Source organism: Pseudomonas sp. TE36184, from assembly GCF_054060055.1.
Genome location: NZ_JBSSCU010000001.1, coordinates 1,616,552 through 1,633,813 on the forward strand (window position 1 = coordinate 1,616,552; position 17,262 = coordinate 1,633,813).

At 63.6% G+C, this 17,262-nt stretch carries 18 protein-coding genes; 1 reads left to right on the forward strand and 17 read right to left on the reverse strand.

The annotated features are described in order from the left end of the window. Positions 1 to 65: 65 nt before the first annotated feature. From ACVWZP_RS07080 to ACVWZP_RS07160, 17 genes are all read right to left on the reverse strand, one after another. Entirely contained in the window at positions 66 to 473 is a 408-nt protein-coding gene (locus ACVWZP_RS07080) for a DUF2946 family protein (RefSeq protein ID WP_108524010.1), read from the reverse strand. 691 nt (positions 474 to 1,164) lie between these two features. Beyond that, positions 1,165 to 1,746: a putative natural product biosynthesis protein gene (locus tag ACVWZP_RS07085; protein WP_026139850.1), complete on the reverse strand. Its 582-nt coding sequence runs from the start codon at positions 1,744 to 1,746 to the stop codon at positions 1,165 to 1,167. Positions 1,747 to 1,955: 209 nt separating this feature from the next. Beyond that, positions 1,956 to 2,345: a DUF2946 domain-containing protein gene (locus tag ACVWZP_RS07090; protein WP_017845565.1), complete on the reverse strand. Its 390-nt coding sequence runs from the start codon at positions 2,343 to 2,345 to the stop codon at positions 1,956 to 1,958. 77 nt (positions 2,346 to 2,422) lie between these two features. Then, positions 2,423 to 4,057 (reverse strand): methyl-accepting chemotaxis protein, encoded by a 1,635-nt coding sequence (locus ACVWZP_RS07095; RefSeq protein ID WP_046486945.1) that lies wholly within the window; start codon positions 4,055 to 4,057, stop codon positions 2,423 to 2,425. A 114-nt stretch (positions 4,058 to 4,171) separates the two neighbouring features. Then, positions 4,172 to 5,176, reverse strand: a complete 1,005-nt coding sequence (locus tag ACVWZP_RS07100) for a CDP-6-deoxy-delta-3,4-glucoseen reductase (protein ID WP_102617502.1) — start codon at positions 5,174 to 5,176, stop codon at positions 4,172 to 4,174. A gap of 10 nt (positions 5,177 to 5,186) precedes the next feature. Continuing rightward, positions 5,187 to 6,212, reverse strand: a complete 1,026-nt coding sequence (dmpG, locus tag ACVWZP_RS07105; RefSeq protein WP_079443696.1) for a 4-hydroxy-2-oxovalerate aldolase — start codon at positions 6,210 to 6,212, stop codon at positions 5,187 to 5,189. Between the two features lie 10 nt (positions 6,213 to 6,222). Next, positions 6,223 to 7,164, reverse strand: a complete 942-nt coding sequence (locus tag ACVWZP_RS07110; protein ID WP_046383260.1) for an acetaldehyde dehydrogenase (acetylating) — start codon at positions 7,162 to 7,164, stop codon at positions 6,223 to 6,225. After that, a complete protein-coding gene (locus ACVWZP_RS07115; RefSeq protein WP_457369604.1) occupies positions 7,161 to 9,020 on the reverse strand; it encodes a feruloyl-CoA synthase in 1,860 nt (619 codons plus the stop codon). Before ACVWZP_RS07115 ends, ACVWZP_RS07110 begins: the two co-directional genes overlap by 4 nt. Before the next feature lie 108 nt (positions 9,021 to 9,128). After that, positions 9,129 to 9,911 (reverse strand): 2-keto-4-pentenoate hydratase, encoded by a 783-nt coding sequence (locus tag ACVWZP_RS07120; RefSeq protein ID WP_301556271.1) that lies wholly within the window; start codon positions 9,909 to 9,911, stop codon positions 9,129 to 9,131. Between the two features lie 29 nt (positions 9,912 to 9,940). Beyond that, a complete protein-coding gene (locus ACVWZP_RS07125) occupies positions 9,941 to 10,912 on the reverse strand; it encodes an NAD(P)H-dependent flavin oxidoreductase (protein ID WP_126589493.1) in 972 nt (323 codons plus the stop codon). A 42-nt stretch (positions 10,913 to 10,954) separates the two neighbouring features. Then, the gene (gene hcaB, locus ACVWZP_RS07130) at positions 10,955 to 11,767 is read right to left on the reverse strand and encodes a 3-(cis-5,6-dihydroxycyclohexa-1,3-dien-1-yl)propanoate dehydrogenase (RefSeq protein WP_017847310.1); all 813 of its coding nucleotides are present in this window, start codon (positions 11,765 to 11,767) and stop codon (positions 10,955 to 10,957) included. 10 nt (positions 11,768 to 11,777) lie between these two features. Beyond that, entirely contained in the window at positions 11,778 to 12,308 is a 531-nt protein-coding gene (locus tag ACVWZP_RS07135) for a 3-phenylpropionate/cinnamic acid dioxygenase subunit beta (RefSeq protein ID WP_057005520.1), read from the reverse strand. A 9-nt stretch (positions 12,309 to 12,317) separates the two neighbouring features. Then, positions 12,318 to 13,667 carry an SRPBCC family protein gene (locus ACVWZP_RS07140; protein WP_057005521.1) on the reverse strand — a complete coding sequence of 450 codons (1,350 nt, stop codon included), beginning with the start codon at positions 13,665 to 13,667 and terminating at the stop codon, positions 12,318 to 12,320. A 39-nt stretch (positions 13,668 to 13,706) separates the two neighbouring features. Beyond that, entirely contained in the window at positions 13,707 to 14,060 is a 354-nt protein-coding gene (locus ACVWZP_RS07145) for a non-heme iron oxygenase ferredoxin subunit (protein ID WP_017847307.1), read from the reverse strand. Then, positions 14,032 to 14,907 (reverse strand): DODA-type extradiol aromatic ring-opening family dioxygenase, encoded by an 876-nt coding sequence (locus tag ACVWZP_RS07150; protein WP_457369605.1) that lies wholly within the window; start codon positions 14,905 to 14,907, stop codon positions 14,032 to 14,034. Before ACVWZP_RS07150 ends, ACVWZP_RS07145 begins: the two co-directional genes overlap by 29 nt. 4 nt (positions 14,908 to 14,911) lie before the next feature. Beyond that, a complete protein-coding gene (locus ACVWZP_RS07155) occupies positions 14,912 to 15,208 on the reverse strand; it encodes an extradiol ring-cleavage dioxygenase (protein WP_032804499.1) in 297 nt (98 codons plus the stop codon). Between the two features lie 6 nt (positions 15,209 to 15,214). Next, complete coding sequence (locus ACVWZP_RS07160) at positions 15,215 to 16,030, reverse strand: alpha/beta fold hydrolase (protein WP_017847304.1); 816 nt, start codon at positions 16,028 to 16,030, stop codon at positions 15,215 to 15,217. Between the two features lie 295 nt (positions 16,031 to 16,325). On the opposite strand from ACVWZP_RS07160, the gene ACVWZP_RS07165 reads away from it, so the two are divergent. Then, a complete protein-coding gene (locus ACVWZP_RS07165) occupies positions 16,326 to 16,907 on the forward strand; it encodes a TetR/AcrR family transcriptional regulator (RefSeq protein WP_017847303.1) in 582 nt (193 codons plus the stop codon). Positions 16,908 to 17,262 lie beyond the last annotated feature (355 nt).

The following is a 17,262-nucleotide window of genomic DNA, read 5'->3' on the forward strand; positions in this document are numbered from 1 at the left end:
CTTCCAGAAATAATCAGGCAAAGCGCCGGGCCCCGAACACTCAGAGACGGCGTGGAAAGCGCAACTCAAGCGATGCTGGGAGGGGCCCGGGCCTGAGAAATCTCGAAAGTGGTGACAACAACCGGGTTGGTGTTCGCGATCGCGGCATAAAGATATTGGCCAAGCACAAGCGCCGGCAGAACGGGAACCGCAGGCGTCAGGGCCAGTCCGCCGACAAAGGCACACAGCGCACAGCCGGGTGAGGCGTCCGGGGCTTCCCTGTCATCCTGGCGCTGCCCGGTACGGGCCTTGAAGTCGGCAAGGGACAGGCTCTGCATGCCGTTGGCAGTGCAAAAGACTACCCGCTCGCCCGTTGAAACGGCGATTGGCACGGGCATGCTGGCCCAGGCCAGGGCTTGAAACAGGCACGCGAACAGGCAGACCAGAAGGCCGAGGGTGGGCCGAGCGTGCGGTGGGTGCCTGTTGGAAAGCATGCAAGAATCCCTGCAATTGTTATGTCGTCAGCAATGCCCGTGGACAGGACATATTCCGTGCTTCAACCGTTAATCTGCAGAGCCCGCAACCGTTGGTTGAGGCTCGAACGCACATTGAAGGAGCGCCAGGAACCTTGCGATTCCCGGCGCTCAGTAACGCGACCAAAACCCTGCCAAGGGAAAATGTCGTGTCGACGCAGAATCTAGCATGCCCGTGCGCGCCACCTGACCTGCGACAAACCACCACAGGCAGCGCCTCATTGCACAATCAAGAACCACGCCTTGGCGCTCTGCCCTCCTGACTGTGGCGGGCTGTCGCACCGGGCCTCCTCGCTCAACGCCAACAACCGCAGTGCCGAGCCCCATGAACCTGGCTCATGAACGCCAAACCGGCACGCGGGCGAGTGAGGACCGGATTTATCAGGCAAAAAAAAGCCCTCTGGGAAGAGGGCCTGGCAACCGGCACATGAACGGGTTCAAATGCCGCGCTTCGAGCTACCGTGGAAGTGTCTGCCTCCGCTCAAAGCCTGCACACTTTATGAGCACAGTCTCAGGGCAACAACTGCGACAATCGGCCACACCTCGTGCGCTGATCGGCACGATCCGCGGTGCTGGCGGCGCGACTGATCAATGCTGATCAGGCGTGGTGTTTTGTCGCAGCCCACTGGCGCCCTCCTGGGTCAACAGTGCGTCAAGGAATCGGCAGCCAGCGGCGAAATCCCACACCGCCCTTGCCGGTCAACGGGCACCAGGCAAAGTCCCAGGGCACGGGCGGAAACTCCTCCAGATCAGCTTCAAGCCCGGGCACCGGACGGGGTGCCTGCTTCCAATCGAACACCATTTGCGGCGCGCCCTGCCAGGCCAACACCAGCCCCCGAGCCTGGCTGTCATCGCTATTGATCCAGCGTGCCGCCGCAGCGCACATAAACGACTCGATGTGCTCTTCGTTGATCCGCGCCTGATACTTTGAGCCCAGTAGCCAGCGGCATATGCTCAGGTAATAGGTCCAGTTCAACGGCGGATGATTGCGATAGGCCCAGGTCATGAAGCCACGAAAGATATTCAGGCCATCGGGCGGATCGAGCTTGAGCAAGCCGGGGCACACATCGAACAAGGTGTGCCAGTAAGGCAGCAGTCGGGCATCCAGGTGTACGAAACTGCGCGCATTACCTGGGTAATCCGGAAACGGCAGCAGGAAGTCCGCTTGATTACGCAGACGCGAGGTTTTGCTGACCAATCGCGAAGCCCCCGATGGAACGGCTAGCGCGCGCATGGCGACCTCCGGCCGATCGGCGCAGTTGCGGATTTTGCGTGTTTTCTTGCGTAAACGGTCGCCGCCAATCCTGACAGTAGCCGGCGATGGAGGCGTGCAAATACATGAGCCATTTTGTGCTCCTTCCCGTGTCACCTTTAACCGTGGAGCCCCCCGCGACGCCTGACGAACCTGGGTCGACAGGCACAAGGGGGCTTAGACAAACGCGGTCATGCGCAAAGTGCGGGGGAAGCTCTGGGGTTGGCCGAGGGCCAGGAATAACGTGGGGGCGCCTTGCAGCGCTGTTCGCGGTCAGGCCGGCGTACCTGCGCGATCCGCAGCAACCAGCCCAGACAGAACAGCAAGGCGATGCTCAAGGTCACGGACGAGCAGATCGGACAAGCAAAACTCCCGGCCCAGCCACTGGCGGACAGATCGGCGAGGTCTGTTTTCGAGGTCGGCGCGGAACTGCCCTGGGACGAGCAGAACTGCCCGCCGACGCCATTGAGCGTCAGGCCCGTCACCTGTCCGTGAGCCAAACCGCAGGCGAACACATTGAACAGGACGCAGAAATACAGCGTCCAGGCAATGAGCGAGCGGTCTGAGCGGGTCAGTTTCATGGCGGCGACTCTAACACCGAACAGCCAGTCGGTTGAAGCGCGACCAATGTCGCCTCACAGGTTCAAACAGCGAGCCTTCAAAGCCTGAGCTGCTCGACCTGCCCTTCCAGCACCCGTGCCAACTGCCGCAACGCGTCGCTGGAATCACGCGTGCTGACGCTGGACGCGCCGCTGACCGTCACCAGCGTATGGATGCGCGCCAGGGTGCGGCTGATTTCATCCGCCGTCACCGCCTGCTGCTCGGCCGCACTGGCGATCTGCAAGGTCATGTCGCTGACGGTCGCGGCCGACTGGGTGATCCGCTTCAAGGCGTCGCCCGCCCGCGCCGAGATCTCGACCGGCACACGTGCCGTTTCGACGTTTGCGACGATGCGCTCCAGCGCCCCACGGGCGCCTGACTGCACCTGCTCGATGATCTGCTTGATCTCCACCGTGGAGGCCTGCGTGCGCTGAGCCAAGGTCCGCACCTCATCGGCGACCACCGCAAACCCCCGCCCATACTCGCCCGCCCGCGCGGCTTCGATTGCCGCATTGAGCGCCAGCAGGTTGGTCTGCTCGGCAATCGCGCTGATCACATCCAGCACACTGCCGACTCGGCTGGAGTCAGCCTCCAGTTGCTTGACCAGTGCATGGGTGCCGAACAGCGCCTCGACCAATTGCTGGATAGCGTCGATGGTCGACTGAACGATGTGCTGCCCGTCGCTGGCCTGCCCTTCGGCCAGCCGCGTGGCATCTGCCGCCACGGCGGCGTTGCGTGCGACATCCTGCACGGTGGCGACCATTTCATTCATGGCGGTGACCAGGCTGTCGGTTTCCAACAGTTGGTGATCGAGGCTGGTCTGGGTAGCCGCTGTGACCTCACCGAGGTCGTCACTCAGGCGCAACACCTGCCCGCTGGCCACTGCCGTGCCTCGACTGACTTCATGGGCGGCATGGATCAAGCAGTTGACACTGCGTGACAGTTGCGTGAGTTCGTCATTGCCAACGGCGGGCAGCCGTATCGTCAGGTCGGTTTGTCCGCTGACCGCGGCCCCCAGCACCTCGACCGTCTCACGCAGCGGCCGGGTAATGCTGCGGATGATCATCCAGGCAAACAGCATCAACCCGAGCAGCACCACGGCGCTGATCCATGCCGGCGCCACCAACACGCGGTTGACGACCCGTTGCACATCGCTGGGGTAGATGCCGCTCGCCACCACCCAGCCCCAGGGCTTGAACAGGCGCGCCTCAGACAGCTTGTATTCGGCCGGCGCGCCATTGGCACGGGGAAAGTAGTAATCCACCAACACCCGCCCCTGCTCGCGCGCGCCCTCCACAAACTGGCGGGAAAACGGCTTGCCGTTCTGGTCCTTGAAGTCGCCCAGCGCCTTGCCCACCAACGCCGGCGCCGTCGGGTGCATGATCATCCGATAGTCCAGGTCGAGGATCAGCAAATAGTTATCGCCCAGGTAGCGCAGGGTTCCGACCACCTCGGCGGCCTGGCGCTGGGCCAACGCCAGGCTCATGTGGCCGTTTTCCACTTGCCCGGCGTAGTACGCAAGGATCGAATTGGCGGTGTTCAGCGCGGTGTCGACGCCCGCCATTTTTTCTTCGAGCAACGAGCGCTGCAGCAACAGGCCCAGCCAGATGGCCAGGCAAATGATCAACACGCCCAGGCCAACCACCAACGCGCCAATACGCGTGGTGATGCGCCATTTTCTAAGATTCAGCACGCAAGCCTCTCAGGATTCTTGTTGTTGGACAGGCAAGCAAACCGGCGGCCTCGGGGAGCCGCCTGATTCACCTGGCCTGGGGGCACGCACGCTAAAAACGCGCACGGTCAGGCTCTAGACGAAGGCGTCGGCATAGAAGTCGGCCGCCTCCAGTTGCCGCAACTCGACGTAGTCGCGCCGCGCTGAATCAACCACGATCGGCGCGCCACAGGCATACACTTCAAACCCCTTGAGGCTCTGGAAGTCGCTCAGCACCTGGCGATGGACGAAGCCCGTCGCGCCCTGCCAATCACAGGCCGGGGTGGGATCGGACAGCACCGGGGTGTAGCGCAGCCACGGCAACTGGGCCTCCCAGGCCAGCAACTGTTCATGCCGATACAGATCCTCACGGCGCCGGCCGCCCCAGTACAGGTAAACCGGACGCCGGTTGTGCCCCTGTTCGCGCAGCTGTTCGAGCAAGGCCTGGATCGGCGCAAAACCGGTGCCGCTGGCCAGGAAGATCATCGGCCGCTCGCTGTCGCGCAGGTAGAACGAGCCGAACGGGCCTTCCATGCGCAGGATGGCCTTGGGTTGCAAGGCGTTGAACACATGCCCGCTGAACACCCCGCCGGGCATGTGCCGGATGTGCAGTTCCAACTGGTTGTCCCGTGGGGTGTGGGTGGCCATCGAATAGCTGCGCCGGCTGCCATCCTTGAGCAACACCTGCACGTACTGGCCCGGAAAATAAGTAAACCCGGCGCCCGGGGCGAGTGTCAGCCGCAGCACTGCAACGTCACTGCTGACCTTGTCGAGGCTGGCCACACGCACGCCCATCTGCTGGATGCCGATACCGCGCAACGCCGTCACTTCCGGCGCCTCGATCACCAGGTCGGAGCGCGCCGTGGCGCAGCAAAACAACGCCAACCCCCGCGCCCGCTCGGCCGCGCTGAGTACCTCCAGCGGGCTGTCGCCGTGCTCCACTTCACCGCTGAGCACCTGGCCCTTGCAACTGCCGCACGTGCCGGTGCGGCAGCTGTGCTTGAGCATCAGGCCGTCGGCCAGCGCCGCGTCCAGCACGGTTTGTTCAGGCAGTAGCGGACAACTCAGGCCGACCGGAAGAATCTGCAGTTGATAGCTCATGCGCGCCTCCTCAGTGTGTGTGCTTGCCAGCGGCCAACAGGTCCAGCGCGACGTCGACGATCATGTCTTCCTGACCACCGACCATGCGGCGTTTGCCCAGCTCGACGAGGATGTCCACGGTCTTCAAACCGTACTTGGCCGCAGCGATTTCGGCATGGCGCAGGAAGCTCGAATAGACCCCGGCATACCCCAGCGCCAGGGATTCGCGGTCGACCCGCACCGGCCGATCCTGCAACGGCCGCACGATGTCGTCCGCTGCGTCCATCAAGGTGTAGAGGTCGGTGCCGTGGTTCCAGCCCAGGCGTTCGGCGGCGGCGATGAACACTTCCAGCGGCGCGTTGCCGGCCCCGGCGCCCATGCCGGCGAGGCTGGCGTCGATGCGGTCGCAGCCTTCCTCGACCGCGGTGATCGAGTTGGCCACGCCGAGCGAGAGGTTGTGGTGGGCATGCATGCCGGTTTCGGTTTCCGGCTTGAGCACGGCCTTGAACGCACGGAAGCGATCGCGGATGTCCTGCATGTTCATCGCGCCGCCGGAGTCGGCCATGTACACGCAGGTCGCGCCGTAGCTTTCCATCAGCTTGGCCTGGGCGGCGAGCTGCTCGGCCGGGATCATGTGGCTCATCATCAGGAAGCCGACGGTGTCCATGCCCAGTTCGCGGGCGTATTCGATGTGCTGTCTGGAGACGTCGGCCTCGGTGCAATGGGTGGCGATCCGTACCACGCGGGCACCGGCGTTGTAGGCCGCCTTGAGGTCATGCACGGTGCCGATGCCGGGCAGCAACAGCGTGGTGATCTTGGCGTGGCTGATCACGTCGGCGGCGGCTTCGATCCATTCCAGGTCGGTGTGCGCGGCGAAGCCATAGTTGAAGCTCGAGCCTTGCAGGCCGTCGCCGTGGGCGACTTCGATCGAGTCGACCTTGGCCTTGTCCAGGGCACGGGCGATGTCCTGCACGTTCTGCAGCGAATACTGATGACGCACCGCATGGCTGCCGTCGCGCAGGGTTACGTCGGAGATGTAGATTTTCTTACCGTTCATGTCGCTCTCCTCAGGCCTGTTGCATCGACTGCGCCATGCGCTCGGCGGTAGCCAAGGCTGCGGAGGTCATGATGTCGAGGTTGCCGGCGTAGGCTGGCAGGTAATGGGCGGCGCCTTCGACTTCGAGGAACACCGAGGTTTTCAGGCCGGAGAATTTGCCCAGGCCAGGGATGTTCAGCGGCGCGTCTGTCGGGATCACGTCGAACTGCACGTTTTGCTTGAGGCGATAGCCCGGCACATAAGCCTGCACGGCCGCCGCCATTTCGACGATAGAGGCTTCGACCAGCGCCTGATCCGCCGCTTCGGACAGCACAAACACCGTGTCGCGCATGATCAACGGCGGCTCGGCCGGGTTCATCACGATGATCGCCTTGCCCTTGGCCGCGCCGCCGATGACTTCGATGGCCTTGGAGGTGGTTTCGGTGAATTCGTCGATGTTGGCGCGGGTGCCGGGGCCGGCGGATTTACTCGCGATCGAGGCGACGATCTCGGCGTAATGCACCTTGGCCACGCGCGACACCGCGGCGACCATCGGGATAGTCGCCTGGCCGCCGCAGGTGACCATGTTGACGTTGAGCTGATCGAGGTTCTGCTCCAGGTTGACCACCGGCACGCAGTACGGGCCGATGGCTGCTGGCGTCAGGTCGATCAGGCGGATGCCGGGCTTGATCGCGCGCAGGAACGCATCGTTCTGCACATGCGCGCCGGCCGAGGTGGCATCGAAGACGAAGTCGATGTGCTGGAACACGTCCATGCGGGTCAGGCCTTCGACGCCTTCATGGGTGGTGGCCACGCCCATGCGCTGGGCGCGGGCGAGGCCGTCGGAGGCCGGGTCGATGCCGACCATGACCGCCATTTCCAGGTGTTTGGCGTTGCGCAGGATCTTGATCATCAGGTCGGTGCCGATGTTGCCGGAACCGATGATGGCGACTTTGAGTTTTGCAGGGTTCATACGGCTTCTCCGTAGACTTCAGCGAGGAGGATCACGCTGGGCTCGAGGCTGTCGGCGTACAGCCGCGTTACGGCCTCGGCGCGCAGGCTCAGCGCCATGCGCTGGTTGATGTAGCCTTTGTCGGTGATTTCGCCGTCGTTGAGGCTGGGCGGCGAGTCGAGAATCACCAGGCGCATGGCATGCTGGGACGACGCCGGGAATTCCTTGGCCAGCGCCAGCAGCCCCGAACACAAGGCCAGGCGCACCTCGGACTGCATCGCCAGTTGCGCGCCGCTCATCTGTTGTCCGGCAGCACCGAGCAGATCGCGCAGGGCCGGGCTCGGGTAGATCAGCGCACCGATCACGTCGCGATCATGCCCACAGATCACGCAATCGCTGACGTAAGGCGCCAAGGCACTGACCAGGCGCGGACGCAGGGTGCCCACCGATACCCAGGTGCCGCTGCTGAGTTTGAAGTCTTCAGTCACCCGACCGTCGAACTGCACCCCCAACTCCGGCCGCTGCGGGTCGACCAAGCGCCCCGCGTCGCCAATGCGGTAGAAGCCCTCCTCATCGAACGCGGCCAGGCTGCTGACCGGGTCCTTCAGGTAGCGCGGGAACACCGACGGCCCGCGCACGCGCATCTCCAGCTTGTCGCCGCAGGGCACGAACTTGAGCTGCGTGCCCGGCACCGGCAGGCCGATGATGCCGGCCTTGTCGGCGGCGAAATGCACGTTGGTGACCACCGGCGACGTCTCGGTCGAGCCCCACTCGGTGGCAAAGAACAGCGGGGTGTCGCGGACCTTGGTGGCACACGCCGCCAGCCGGCCCCAACTGCTCTGGGGCAGCGCGGCAGCGGCGTAGAACAGCATGCGCAGGCGCCCGAACAAGGCGCGCGCCAGTACCTCGTCGCGCTCGAGGTACGGCAGCAAGACCTCGTAGCCGCGCGGCACGTTGAAGTACAGGGTGGGTCGCACCGACTTGAGGTTTTCCACGGTGCGGTCGATTTGCCCCGGCAACGGCAGGCCGTCGTCGATGTACAAGGTGCCGCCGTTGCGCAGTACCAGGTTGAAGTTGTGGTTGGCGCCGAACACATGGCTCCAGGGCAGCCAGTCGAGCACCACCAGTTCTTCGTGTTCAAGAAAGCGCCAGCACTGGGCAATCGCCTGCTGGTTGGCGCAGAGCATGCCGTGGGTATTGACCACCGCCTTGGGCGCACCGGTCGAACCGGAGGTCATCAGGTAGCGCGCCGGGGTGTCGCCGTCGAGCCGTGCAAACGCTTGCATCACCGCTGGGCTTTCGGCCTTGTACAACAGCGGCAAGGCCAGCGCCCCGCGAATTTCCTGGGCGTTGCGCGCCGCCACCACCGGGCAATCCGGGTTGACCAACTCGATGGCACGGCAATAGGCATCGCCGTCGTTGACAAAAATCAGCGCCGGCTTGAGCACCTCGACAATCGCCTTGAGTTTGCTGCACCCGCTGCCGGTGTTGCGCGAGTACGCCACGGAAATCGTCGACACCGGGATGCCCACGTGCAGCGCCGCCAAGGTCAACAGCGCCTGGTCCAGATCGTTTTCCGAGAGCATCAGCAGCGGGCGCCCGGCCGGCAAGTCCAGCTCAAGCAAGCCCTGGGCCAATGCCCCCACGCGCTGGCGCACCTGGGCATAGTTCAGGCTGAACCAGCCGGCGCCGCGCCGCTCGGCCAGGTAGGTACGCTGCGGTGTCTGCACGGCCCAGTGTTCGAGCCACTGCCCGATACAGCGCGCATAGGGCTGCAGGGGTTCGGGGGAACTCAGCACGAAGCTGCCGTCGGCTCGTGCCTCATACAGCACCTTGGCAGGGGCCAATTGGGTCGGATCATTGAAAAAATCGTACATTGCACGCCCTCGTGAATACGGCAGGCCATCAGCCCGCTGCTCACTCGTTTTATTGTTGTAATCGCCACCGGGTCGTCAGCCCGATAGCAGGGTTGTTGCCTGCCGGCCTCAGCCGAAACGACAGCTCACTTCACCCAGGCGGGTGAGGCGCAAGCGCAGGCTGTCGCCCGCCACCACCGGCACCATAGGCCCGAGCGCGCCCGACAACAGCACGTCGCCCGCCTGCAACGGGCGCCCGGTCAGGGCCATGGTGCGCGCCAGCCACAGCGCAGCGTCCAGCGGGTTGCCCATGCACGCAGCCCCCACGCCGATGGCTGCCTGGGCCGCGTTCTTCTCCAGCAGCATGCCTTCGAGCGCCAGGTCCAGGCCGCGCAGGCTGACGGGGGTCTTGCCCAGCACGTAGAGGCCCGATGAAGCGTTGTCGGCCACGGTATCGACCAGGGTGATCTTCCAGTCCTCGATCGCCGAATCGACGATTTCCAGGGCCGGCAGCACATGGTCGACGGCGCGCAGCAATTCGCCCAGGGTCGTATCGGGGTGAGGGAGATCGCGCCCCAGGACGAAGGCAATTTCGCCTTCGACCTTGGGCTGGATCAGCCGGGTGCAGTCGATGGTCTCGCCATCGCGGTATTCCATGTCGGCGAACAGCATGCCGAAATCGGGCTGATCGACGCCCAACTGCTGCTGTACCGCCAGGGACGTCAGGCCGATCTTGCGCCCGCTCAGGCGCCGACCGGCAGCCAGGGCGGCCTGGGTGTTGATCTCTTGCACGACGTAGGCGTCGTGCAACGACTGGATGTCGAAACGCTCGGAAATGCGTGGGCAAGGGCTGCGGCTTGACCGCGCCAGGGCCAGCGCAGCGGCGGCGGCCTGAAGGTTTTCGTGGTGCATGGGGTTGCTCCTGAACGGTTCTGGATGGCTCACAACTGACGTGCGCGGCTTTCGCGATAACCCTGGTGCAACTCGTCCACCAGTTGCGCCACGCTGTAGGTGCCGGTGATCTGGCCTACGCCCTGGCCGGCCGACCACACATGTTTCCAGGCCTTGTTGGCAGTGGAGATGTCACCGGAAAAGTCGATGCTGGCGCGGTTTTCGGCGCTGGGGTCGATACCGGCCTTTTCCAGCGACGGCCGCATCCAGTTGGCAAGCACGCCGCTGACCGCCTTGGTGGTGGTCACGTCATCCAGCGAGCAGGCCACCAGCATGTCGCGGTAGGCGGCTTCCACCAGGCTTTCATGGGCGGCAATCAGGCGGGTTCCGACCAGCGAGAAATCGCAGCCCAGTACCTGCGCCGCATGGATGTCGCGGCCGTTGGAAATCGCCCCGGCCAAGCCCAGAGGGCCGTCCCAGAACTGGCGCACTTCGGCGACGAAGGCGAACGGGTTGTAGCTGCCGGTATGCCCGCCCGCCCCGTTGCACACCAGGACCAGGCCATCGACGCCAGCGGCCACCGCCTTGCGCGCCAGTGCCGGGCTGATCACGTCGGCGATCACCACGCCGCCATAAGCGTGTACGGTTTCAAGGACGCGCTTGGGGCTACCCAGGGCTGTGGACACGATGGGCGGCTGATAACGGCGCACCAACTCAAGCTCAGCGTCGAAGCGGTCGTAGGTGCTGTGTACGATCATGTTGAGCATCCATGGCGCCCACTGCTCGCCGCGTTGCTGCGCCAGCTCACGCTCGCGGCTGATCTGCTCCAGCCATTCCTGCAATTGCTCGACCGTTCGCGCATTGGGCGCCGGAAGGCTGCCGACGATGCCGGCCTGGCAGCAGGCGGCCACCAGGCCCGGCCCCGACACCAGGAACATCGGCGCCGCGAGGACCGGGAGGTTGAGCCCGGCAAACAGGTTCAGGAGTTGCTGTTGCGGTGCACTCAGGCTTGTTCTTGTCATCACGCATCTCTCTTATTCTAGTTATCAAGGCGTCGGCCTGGCTCAGGCCTTGCGCGGCTTGGCTGCACCGGCACTGCGGATCTCCCAGCCGCCATCGCTGTGGATGATGTTCGCCGTAGTCAGGCCGGAATTTTCCCGCGAGGCCAACAGCACGTAGTGCCCGGTGTGGTCTTCGGGCTCGGCAATCCGTTGCAACGGCACCGCCTGCGCCGCACCGGCTTCGAAGCCCGGGATCTGGTTCAGCGGCACACTGCGGCTGTTCAAGCCTTCCAGGCTTTTCATCGGCGTGTTGGTCGCCCCCGGAGCCACGCCGTTGACGCGGATGTCCGGCGCCAGCTCATAAGCCAGTTGGCGAATCATGCCCACCAACGCATGCTTGGCGGTGACGTAGAGAATGCCACCGCCGCCGGCATAAAAGGCACTGTTGGAGAGGGTAAAAATCATGCTGCCCCGGGTTTCGCGCAGTGCCTCGATCGAGGCTTGCGCGCCCAGCAGATAACCCTGCACGTTGGTGGCGAAGAGTTTCTGGAAGGCGCCCTCGAACTCTTCCGGGGCAATACGGTCCAGGCGCGTGAAATAATCGAACACGGCAGCGTTGCCGACGAAGGTGTCAAGCCTGCCAAACGCCTCGAGGGTCGCCGCCACCGCACGCTGATTGTCCTGATACCGCGACACATCCCCCTCAATCGTGATGACCGCGTCGCCAAGCGTGTCAGCCAACGCGGCCAGTTGCGCCGCATCGCGGCCCATGACCGCGACGCGCGCGCCCTCGGCCACGTAACGACGGACGATGGCGCTGCCAATCCCGCCGGTACCGCCGGTGACCAATGCCACCTGCCCTTTTAACCAAGCCATATGCCAGCCCTCAGAGGAAGGTGTTGATGTTCTTGCACAGCAACATCGCGTTAGGGATCAGGATCTTGCGCTTGAGCAACTTGAGGCCGTCGGCCTCCAGGCGCAGTACATCCTCGCGCCGGCCGGCGATCTGGTGATGCTCGTCCAGGCCGCGGCTGCGCACGTTGATAAAGCACGAGTAGGCCAGGTATTCGCCCGGCGCCGGGCCGGCATACACTTCGACGTTGCTGATCAGGTGAACGTTGCGCGTCGGCGGGTTCTCGGCCCAGGCCGACGGCTGCTTGAAGCGTGCCACGCGGCGCTTGAGTTCGCGCATGCCGTCATCGAAGAAGGCCATGTGTTCCAGGCGATAGGGCCCGGATTTGTCCTCGCGGCGCCGGTTCTCGATGCCCGGCATCCAGTAGTGGATGGCTTCGCTGAGACCGTGCAGCCACGCGTCCCAGCATTCGCCGTCGAGCAGGCGCGCTTCGCGCAGCAGGAACTGTTCGACGCGACGGGTTTCCTCGACTGAAACGAGGCTGTCCTGTTGTTCGTGTGTCATCTGGCCCCCTCAGCGCAGCGTGCCGTTGCGGTCCGGAACATCGGCCCAGGTCGGAGCCTGCAGCAGGTCCTTCCAGCGCTGATAGAACGCCCGCGCATTACATTCGTTGAGCTGGCCCTTGAACACATTACCGGGCAACTCGCTGTTTTCGAGACGGGTATGCATGCCCAGGCCGACGTACAGGTCCTGATAACGCGTGACCACGCCACGGCTGCTCTTGGTGCAGTACTCCCAGTTCTCGCCGTCGTCCATCTCGAACACCCCGGTGGGCGAGAACGTCATCATCGCGCCGCGCCGCCATTTGTCCTTGATCTCCTGCGGGGCGTTTTTGTTGACGATCACCCAGGTGAACAGCTCGATCTTGTGCGGGCCGCGCGGCTGCCAGATGCGAACGGTGTTTTGCCCCGGCAGAAAGGAAAAGTTGGGGAACACGGTGAACGAGGAAATCGCCCCGATCAGCCGCGAGCGGAATTCGCCGAGGCGGTCCGCCACCTTGGGACGCAGCACGTGCAGGTATTTGTTGATGTCTTTCTCGCCCAGGGTCGCGGCGTTGCCGACCACGTCGGTGGCGAACTCATAGCCGTGGCCATTCCAGTTCACCGAGTACGACTCGGGCAACTCGCCGACATTCGCCACCGGCCCGCCGAGCATGGCCTTGGCCGCCGAATCGTGGGTCCAGCCGCCGTGCAGGATGTCACCGACGAAGTTCTCGGCGGCGATCTTCCAGTTGCACTCAATGGTGGAGCGGATGCAACCACCGAGAAACTCGCTGCCGCCTTCATCCATGTCGAGCATCACGTCCATGTACCAGGTCATCGGCCCGAGGTATTCCTCCAGGGTCGGCGCATCGCTGGCAAACGTGGCGAAAACCAGGCCTTTATAGCTGGCGACACGCGCCTCGCGCAGGCCGTGCCTGGACTTGTCGAACTGGCTTTCTTCGTAGCATTTGGATTCGTGCATGCCCATCAGCCGGCCGCCATCGGCACCGAACGACCAGCCATGGTAGTTGCAGATAAAGCCGCGGGCGTTGCCGGCCTCGGCAAAGCACACCTTGTTGCCACGGTGCGGGCAGGCATTGAGGAAGACCTTGATCGAGGCGTCCTTCTGGCGCACCACCAGCACTTCGTCTTCACCCATCGAGGTGGTCAGGTAGTCGCCGGACTTGGGCAGCTGGGACTCGTGCGCGACGAACAGCCAGCAGCGCGCGAAGATTTTCTCCAGCTCCTGCTCGTAGATCGCCGGGTCCCAGAAGACCTTGCCGGACAGGCGCCCTTCCTCCATGTCGCAGATACGGTCGAGGTTGCCCAGGGCGGGCGTGCTTTCAATGGTTCTGAGCGGTATGTGTTTGTTGTTATCCATGGTTCAGACTCACAGGAATACGGTTGGACAGCGGCCCGGTCACACCGGGCTGTTGGCGGCGGCCAGCGCCTCGTCAGCCTCCAGGGCGATGTCGGCGAACACCTCGCGGTCGGTGACGATGACCTTGTAGGTGCGCAAGTGGCGCTCGCAGGGAAACGTCACCGCCTTGCCGCTGGGCACATGGAACTGGCCCCAGTGGACCGGGCAGGTAATCAGGTCGTCTTCCAGGTCGCCCTCGGCCAGCGAAGCGGTGGCGTGGGTACACATGTCGGTGGTGGCGTAGAACGTGCCCCCCAGGTTGTAGACGCAGATGGCGTCGCCCTCGCGGTGGGCAACCTTCTTCAGCTCCCCTGGCGCCAGCTCATCACGTTGGCAAAGTAATACACGGCTCATGCTCGGCCCTCACACTCAGTTGCACAAAGCCCAGCCCGGTGACCCAGGCGGGTACGGCTTCATAGGCAATCACTTCGCCCTGCGGGCGCTCGATGGCGGCCAGGGCGCAGGCGAAGTTACGGATTTCCATCGCGCCGTTGCCGGCCCGACGCAGGATCTCTTCGTCGCTGTAGGCGCACAGCGCTTGCAGGTCGCCATTGACGCCGAGGGTGAGAATCTCGCGATCGAAGTCTTCGGCCACCCGGCCCATCTCGGCGGTGCCGACCCAGTGGCTGATCCCGCCACTGCCGATAATCACCACACGCTCGTCGGCATCGAACGCTTCGACGGCCGCCCGCAGCTGCCGGCCGAGGTCGGCCGACCGCTGGAGCGAGATGTACGGGTCAACGCCGCACGCCAGGTACACCGGGATGCTCGGCAACTCACGCCCGAGCAAGGCCTCGGCCGGCTTGACCACCAGTTGGTGCGGAATGGAAAAGGAATGGTCGACGGTAAAACTGCGCGCCACGGTCCAGTCCACGCCCTGCCCATCGCCGTGCTCGACAATGTGCGTGGCCAACGCTTGATGGTTGCGCACCGCGCCACGTTCCAGGCCCGGCAGGCGATCGATGGGGCCATCCACATCGCCGGTGCCGATCACATAGCGCGGCAGGCAATGGGTGCCGAACAGAATGTAATGGTCGCAACCGACGATGATCACCGAGGTCGGCTGCAAGGCCGCCAGGCGTTCGGCGCAGGCTTCGTATGCAGCCCATACCGCCTCACGTTGCGCCAACGGCGGCGCGTCGGGTGCCACGAACATTACCGGGTCATGCGGCATCCAGAAGCCGCCTACTATCTTGCCCATCGGTTCACCCCTTGAGCGCGGCGGAAAATCCCGCGCTGTGTTCGTCGGTAGCGCCCAGGCGCTGTTTGTAGAGGCTCATGTTGCGGTCAGGGGCAAGCTCCTGCCAGAAGCCCATGGTCAGCATCGGGTTGACCCCGGCCGCCTGCAGCCCGGCAACATCGAACTCGACGATCATGCGGACCTCGGCCTCCTCCAGGGCAAAACGCCCGAGGAACCCGACCGCGTCCTGCCGAAAGCGCTCCTTGGCGACACGCTCGACGCACAGCTGCCAGAGCGCACGCTCCATAACGTTTCTGCTCATACCGGCCTACTCGCTGAGGAAATCGCGGACCAGCGCGGCAAAGCGGCGCGGCTGCTCGCTCTGCACCCAGTGCCCGCAGCGCCCGAACAGGTGCAGGTCGGCATCGGGAATGCTGTTGGCGATCAGCAGCCCGCACTCGGGCGGCACCACGCGGTCTTCACGGCCGTGTACCACCAGCGTCGGCGCGACGATCTTGGCCAACGCGGCCGCGGGAAAACCCTTGACCAGGGTCGGACCGTCGGCGGCCGGCTGCGGGATCAGTTTGCGTAGCGCCTGCTGGGCACCAGGGCGCGCACTGGCTTCGTAACGTGCCTGCACCATCGCCTCGGTAATCAGCGACACGTCATAGGGGAACAGCTTCATCAGCTCGCGCATGTTGTCCAGCGATGGCTCGTATTCCCAGGCCCCGCGCAAGCCTGGGGTCTGCACGAACTCACCGGCCGGGGTGCCGAGCAACACCAGCTTGTTGACGCGCTCCGGTGCGAACACCGCCAGGCCGATGGCCAGCGCGCCGCCAAACGAATTACCGACGAACGAGGCTTTTTCGATGTCCAGGGCATCCATGATGCCGAGCAGATGGTTGACCCACAGCTTGATGTCGTACTTGGCGTCGTCCTTGAACTCGGTGAAGCCGAAGCCGGCGATGTCCGGCACGACCACGCGCCAGCGATCAGCGAACACCGGCACGGTATTGGCCCAGTTGGCCCAGCCCGATACCCCGGGGCCCGAACCATGCAACAGGAACAAGGCCTCGCCCTGACCGGCTTCGTGGTAGTGAGTCTGGTGCCCTGCTGCAAGCAGAGTCTTGGGATTTGCGCTCATGTCGGCCTCCGGTTCTTATTCTTAACATACAGATGTGTATCTGTATGCTATTTACCGATTTGACCTGCGTCAATTAAAAAAACGTGGCTTTGTGCAAATAATCTAAAAGCCAACCTACACACATGTACTCTAGAATCCGAGCACACGCAGCCCCCATGCGCGGGCCACAGTCGGTGCGCTGGCAATAGCTTCGTCGTTGCGCCGGGCGTTAGAATGGCGGCTCGCTGCCAAGGCGGGCGTCGAACGCTGCTGTGCCCTGGCGCTTATCCAGCTTGTTGGACAAGGCCCCTAGACAATGTCATCACGCACCAACCTCACGCGGGAAGATTGGATTCATGCGGCACAGGAAGTCCTGGTTACCAGCGGCGTCGACGCTGTGCGGGTCGATACCCTGGCCAAGGAATTGAAGATCACCCGTGGCAGCTTCTACTACCACTTCAAAAGTCGCGGGGAACTGCTCGAAGGCATCCTCGGCAACTGGCGCGCACGCGCCACCGAAGATGTAATTCTGCATCTGCGCAATGCCCACAGCTCGCCGCTGCAACAACTGCATCGCCTGCTCGAACTGCCCTCCCACGGGCAGACCGCCAAGGACGCCGCCTCGATCGAGCTGGGCATTCGCGGCTGGGCCCGCCGCGACAAGCAGGCACGCCAGGCCATCGACGAAGTCGACAGCCACCGCCTGAGCTACATCGAAGGCCTGCTGATCCAGGCCGGCGTGCCCAGTGGCGATGCCCAGGACCGCGCCTACCTGATCTATGCCTACCAGATCAGCCTGTCATTGCTGCACAGCGAAGACACCCCGCAACAACGCCTGGAACGCAGCCAGCGCATGGCCGGCATCCTGATCCCCGAATCCTGCACCCTCCCCGCCTGAGCCCGGATGCCGACCTGCGTCGGCATTCATAAAAATACATAAATGTATCTTTCAAGATCACGAAGCAGCACGCGCACTGGGTGCTGAACTTTTCAGATGAAAAATATTATTTTATTTTTTTATCTGAAAACAACAACATAGATCAGAAATCCGCCTTTAAACAAACCGTTACAGCGGCGCCTATTGACAAAGCGCCCACCCTCCCGCGTAGTCTATACATACACATTCACATGTGTATTTTAAAGCTGTGTATGGCGCTCCCTCAGGCTTATCCACACGACAATAAGAATAGAAAACGGGTACCTCACTATGCACTTGCATGCCCCCCTGCGCACGGCCACTCCCTGCGCGCTTG

Coding starts and splice junctions, on each gene's coding strand:
- ACVWZP_RS07110 (WP_046383260.1), bottom strand. CDS start 7,164: ATGAACCCTGCAAAACTCAAAGTCGCCATCATCGGTTCCGGCAACATC.
- ACVWZP_RS07135 (WP_057005520.1), bottom strand. CDS start 12,308: ATGACACACGAACAACAGGACAGCCTCGTTTCAGTCGAGGAAACCCGT.
- ACVWZP_RS07120 (WP_301556271.1), bottom strand. CDS start 9,911: ATGCACCACGAAAACCTTCAGGCCGCCGCCGCTGCGCTGGCCCTGGCG.
- ACVWZP_RS07090 (WP_017845565.1), bottom strand. CDS start 2,345: ATGAAACTGACCCGCTCAGACCGCTCGCTCATTGCCTGGACGCTGTAT.
- dmpG (WP_079443696.1), bottom strand. CDS start 6,212: ATGAACGGTAAGAAAATCTACATCTCCGACGTAACCCTGCGCGACGGC.
- ACVWZP_RS07100 (WP_102617502.1), bottom strand. CDS start 5,176: ATGAGCTATCAACTGCAGATTCTTCCGGTCGGCCTGAGTTGTCCGCTA.
- ACVWZP_RS07085 (WP_026139850.1), bottom strand. CDS start 1,746: ATGCGCGCGCTAGCCGTTCCATCGGGGGCTTCGCGATTGGTCAGCAAA.
- ACVWZP_RS07160 (WP_017847304.1), bottom strand. CDS start 16,030: ATGAGCGCAAATCCCAAGACTCTGCTTGCAGCAGGGCACCAGACTCAC.
- ACVWZP_RS07115 (WP_457369604.1), bottom strand. CDS start 9,020: ATGTACGATTTTTTCAATGATCCGACCCAATTGGCCCCTGCCAAGGTG.
- ACVWZP_RS07125 (WP_126589493.1), bottom strand. CDS start 10,912: ATGACAAGAACAAGCCTGAGTGCACCGCAACAGCAACTCCTGAACCTG.
- ACVWZP_RS07155 (WP_032804499.1), bottom strand. CDS start 15,208: ATGAGCAGAAACGTTATGGAGCGTGCGCTCTGGCAGCTGTGCGTCGAG.
- ACVWZP_RS07165 (WP_017847303.1), top strand. CDS start 16,326: ATGTCATCACGCACCAACCTCACGCGGGAAGATTGGATTCATGCGGCA.
- ACVWZP_RS07145 (WP_017847307.1), bottom strand. CDS start 14,060: ATGAGCCGTGTATTACTTTGCCAACGTGATGAGCTGGCGCCAGGGGAG.
- hcaB (WP_017847310.1), bottom strand. CDS start 11,767: ATGGCTTGGTTAAAAGGGCAGGTGGCATTGGTCACCGGCGGTACCGGC.
- ACVWZP_RS07150 (WP_457369605.1), bottom strand. CDS start 14,907: ATGGGCAAGATAGTAGGCGGCTTCTGGATGCCGCATGACCCGGTAATG.
- ACVWZP_RS07140 (WP_057005521.1), bottom strand. CDS start 13,667: ATGGATAACAACAAACACATACCGCTCAGAACCATTGAAAGCACGCCC.
- ACVWZP_RS07080 (WP_108524010.1), bottom strand. CDS start 473: ATGCTTTCCAACAGGCACCCACCGCACGCTCGGCCCACCCTCGGCCTT.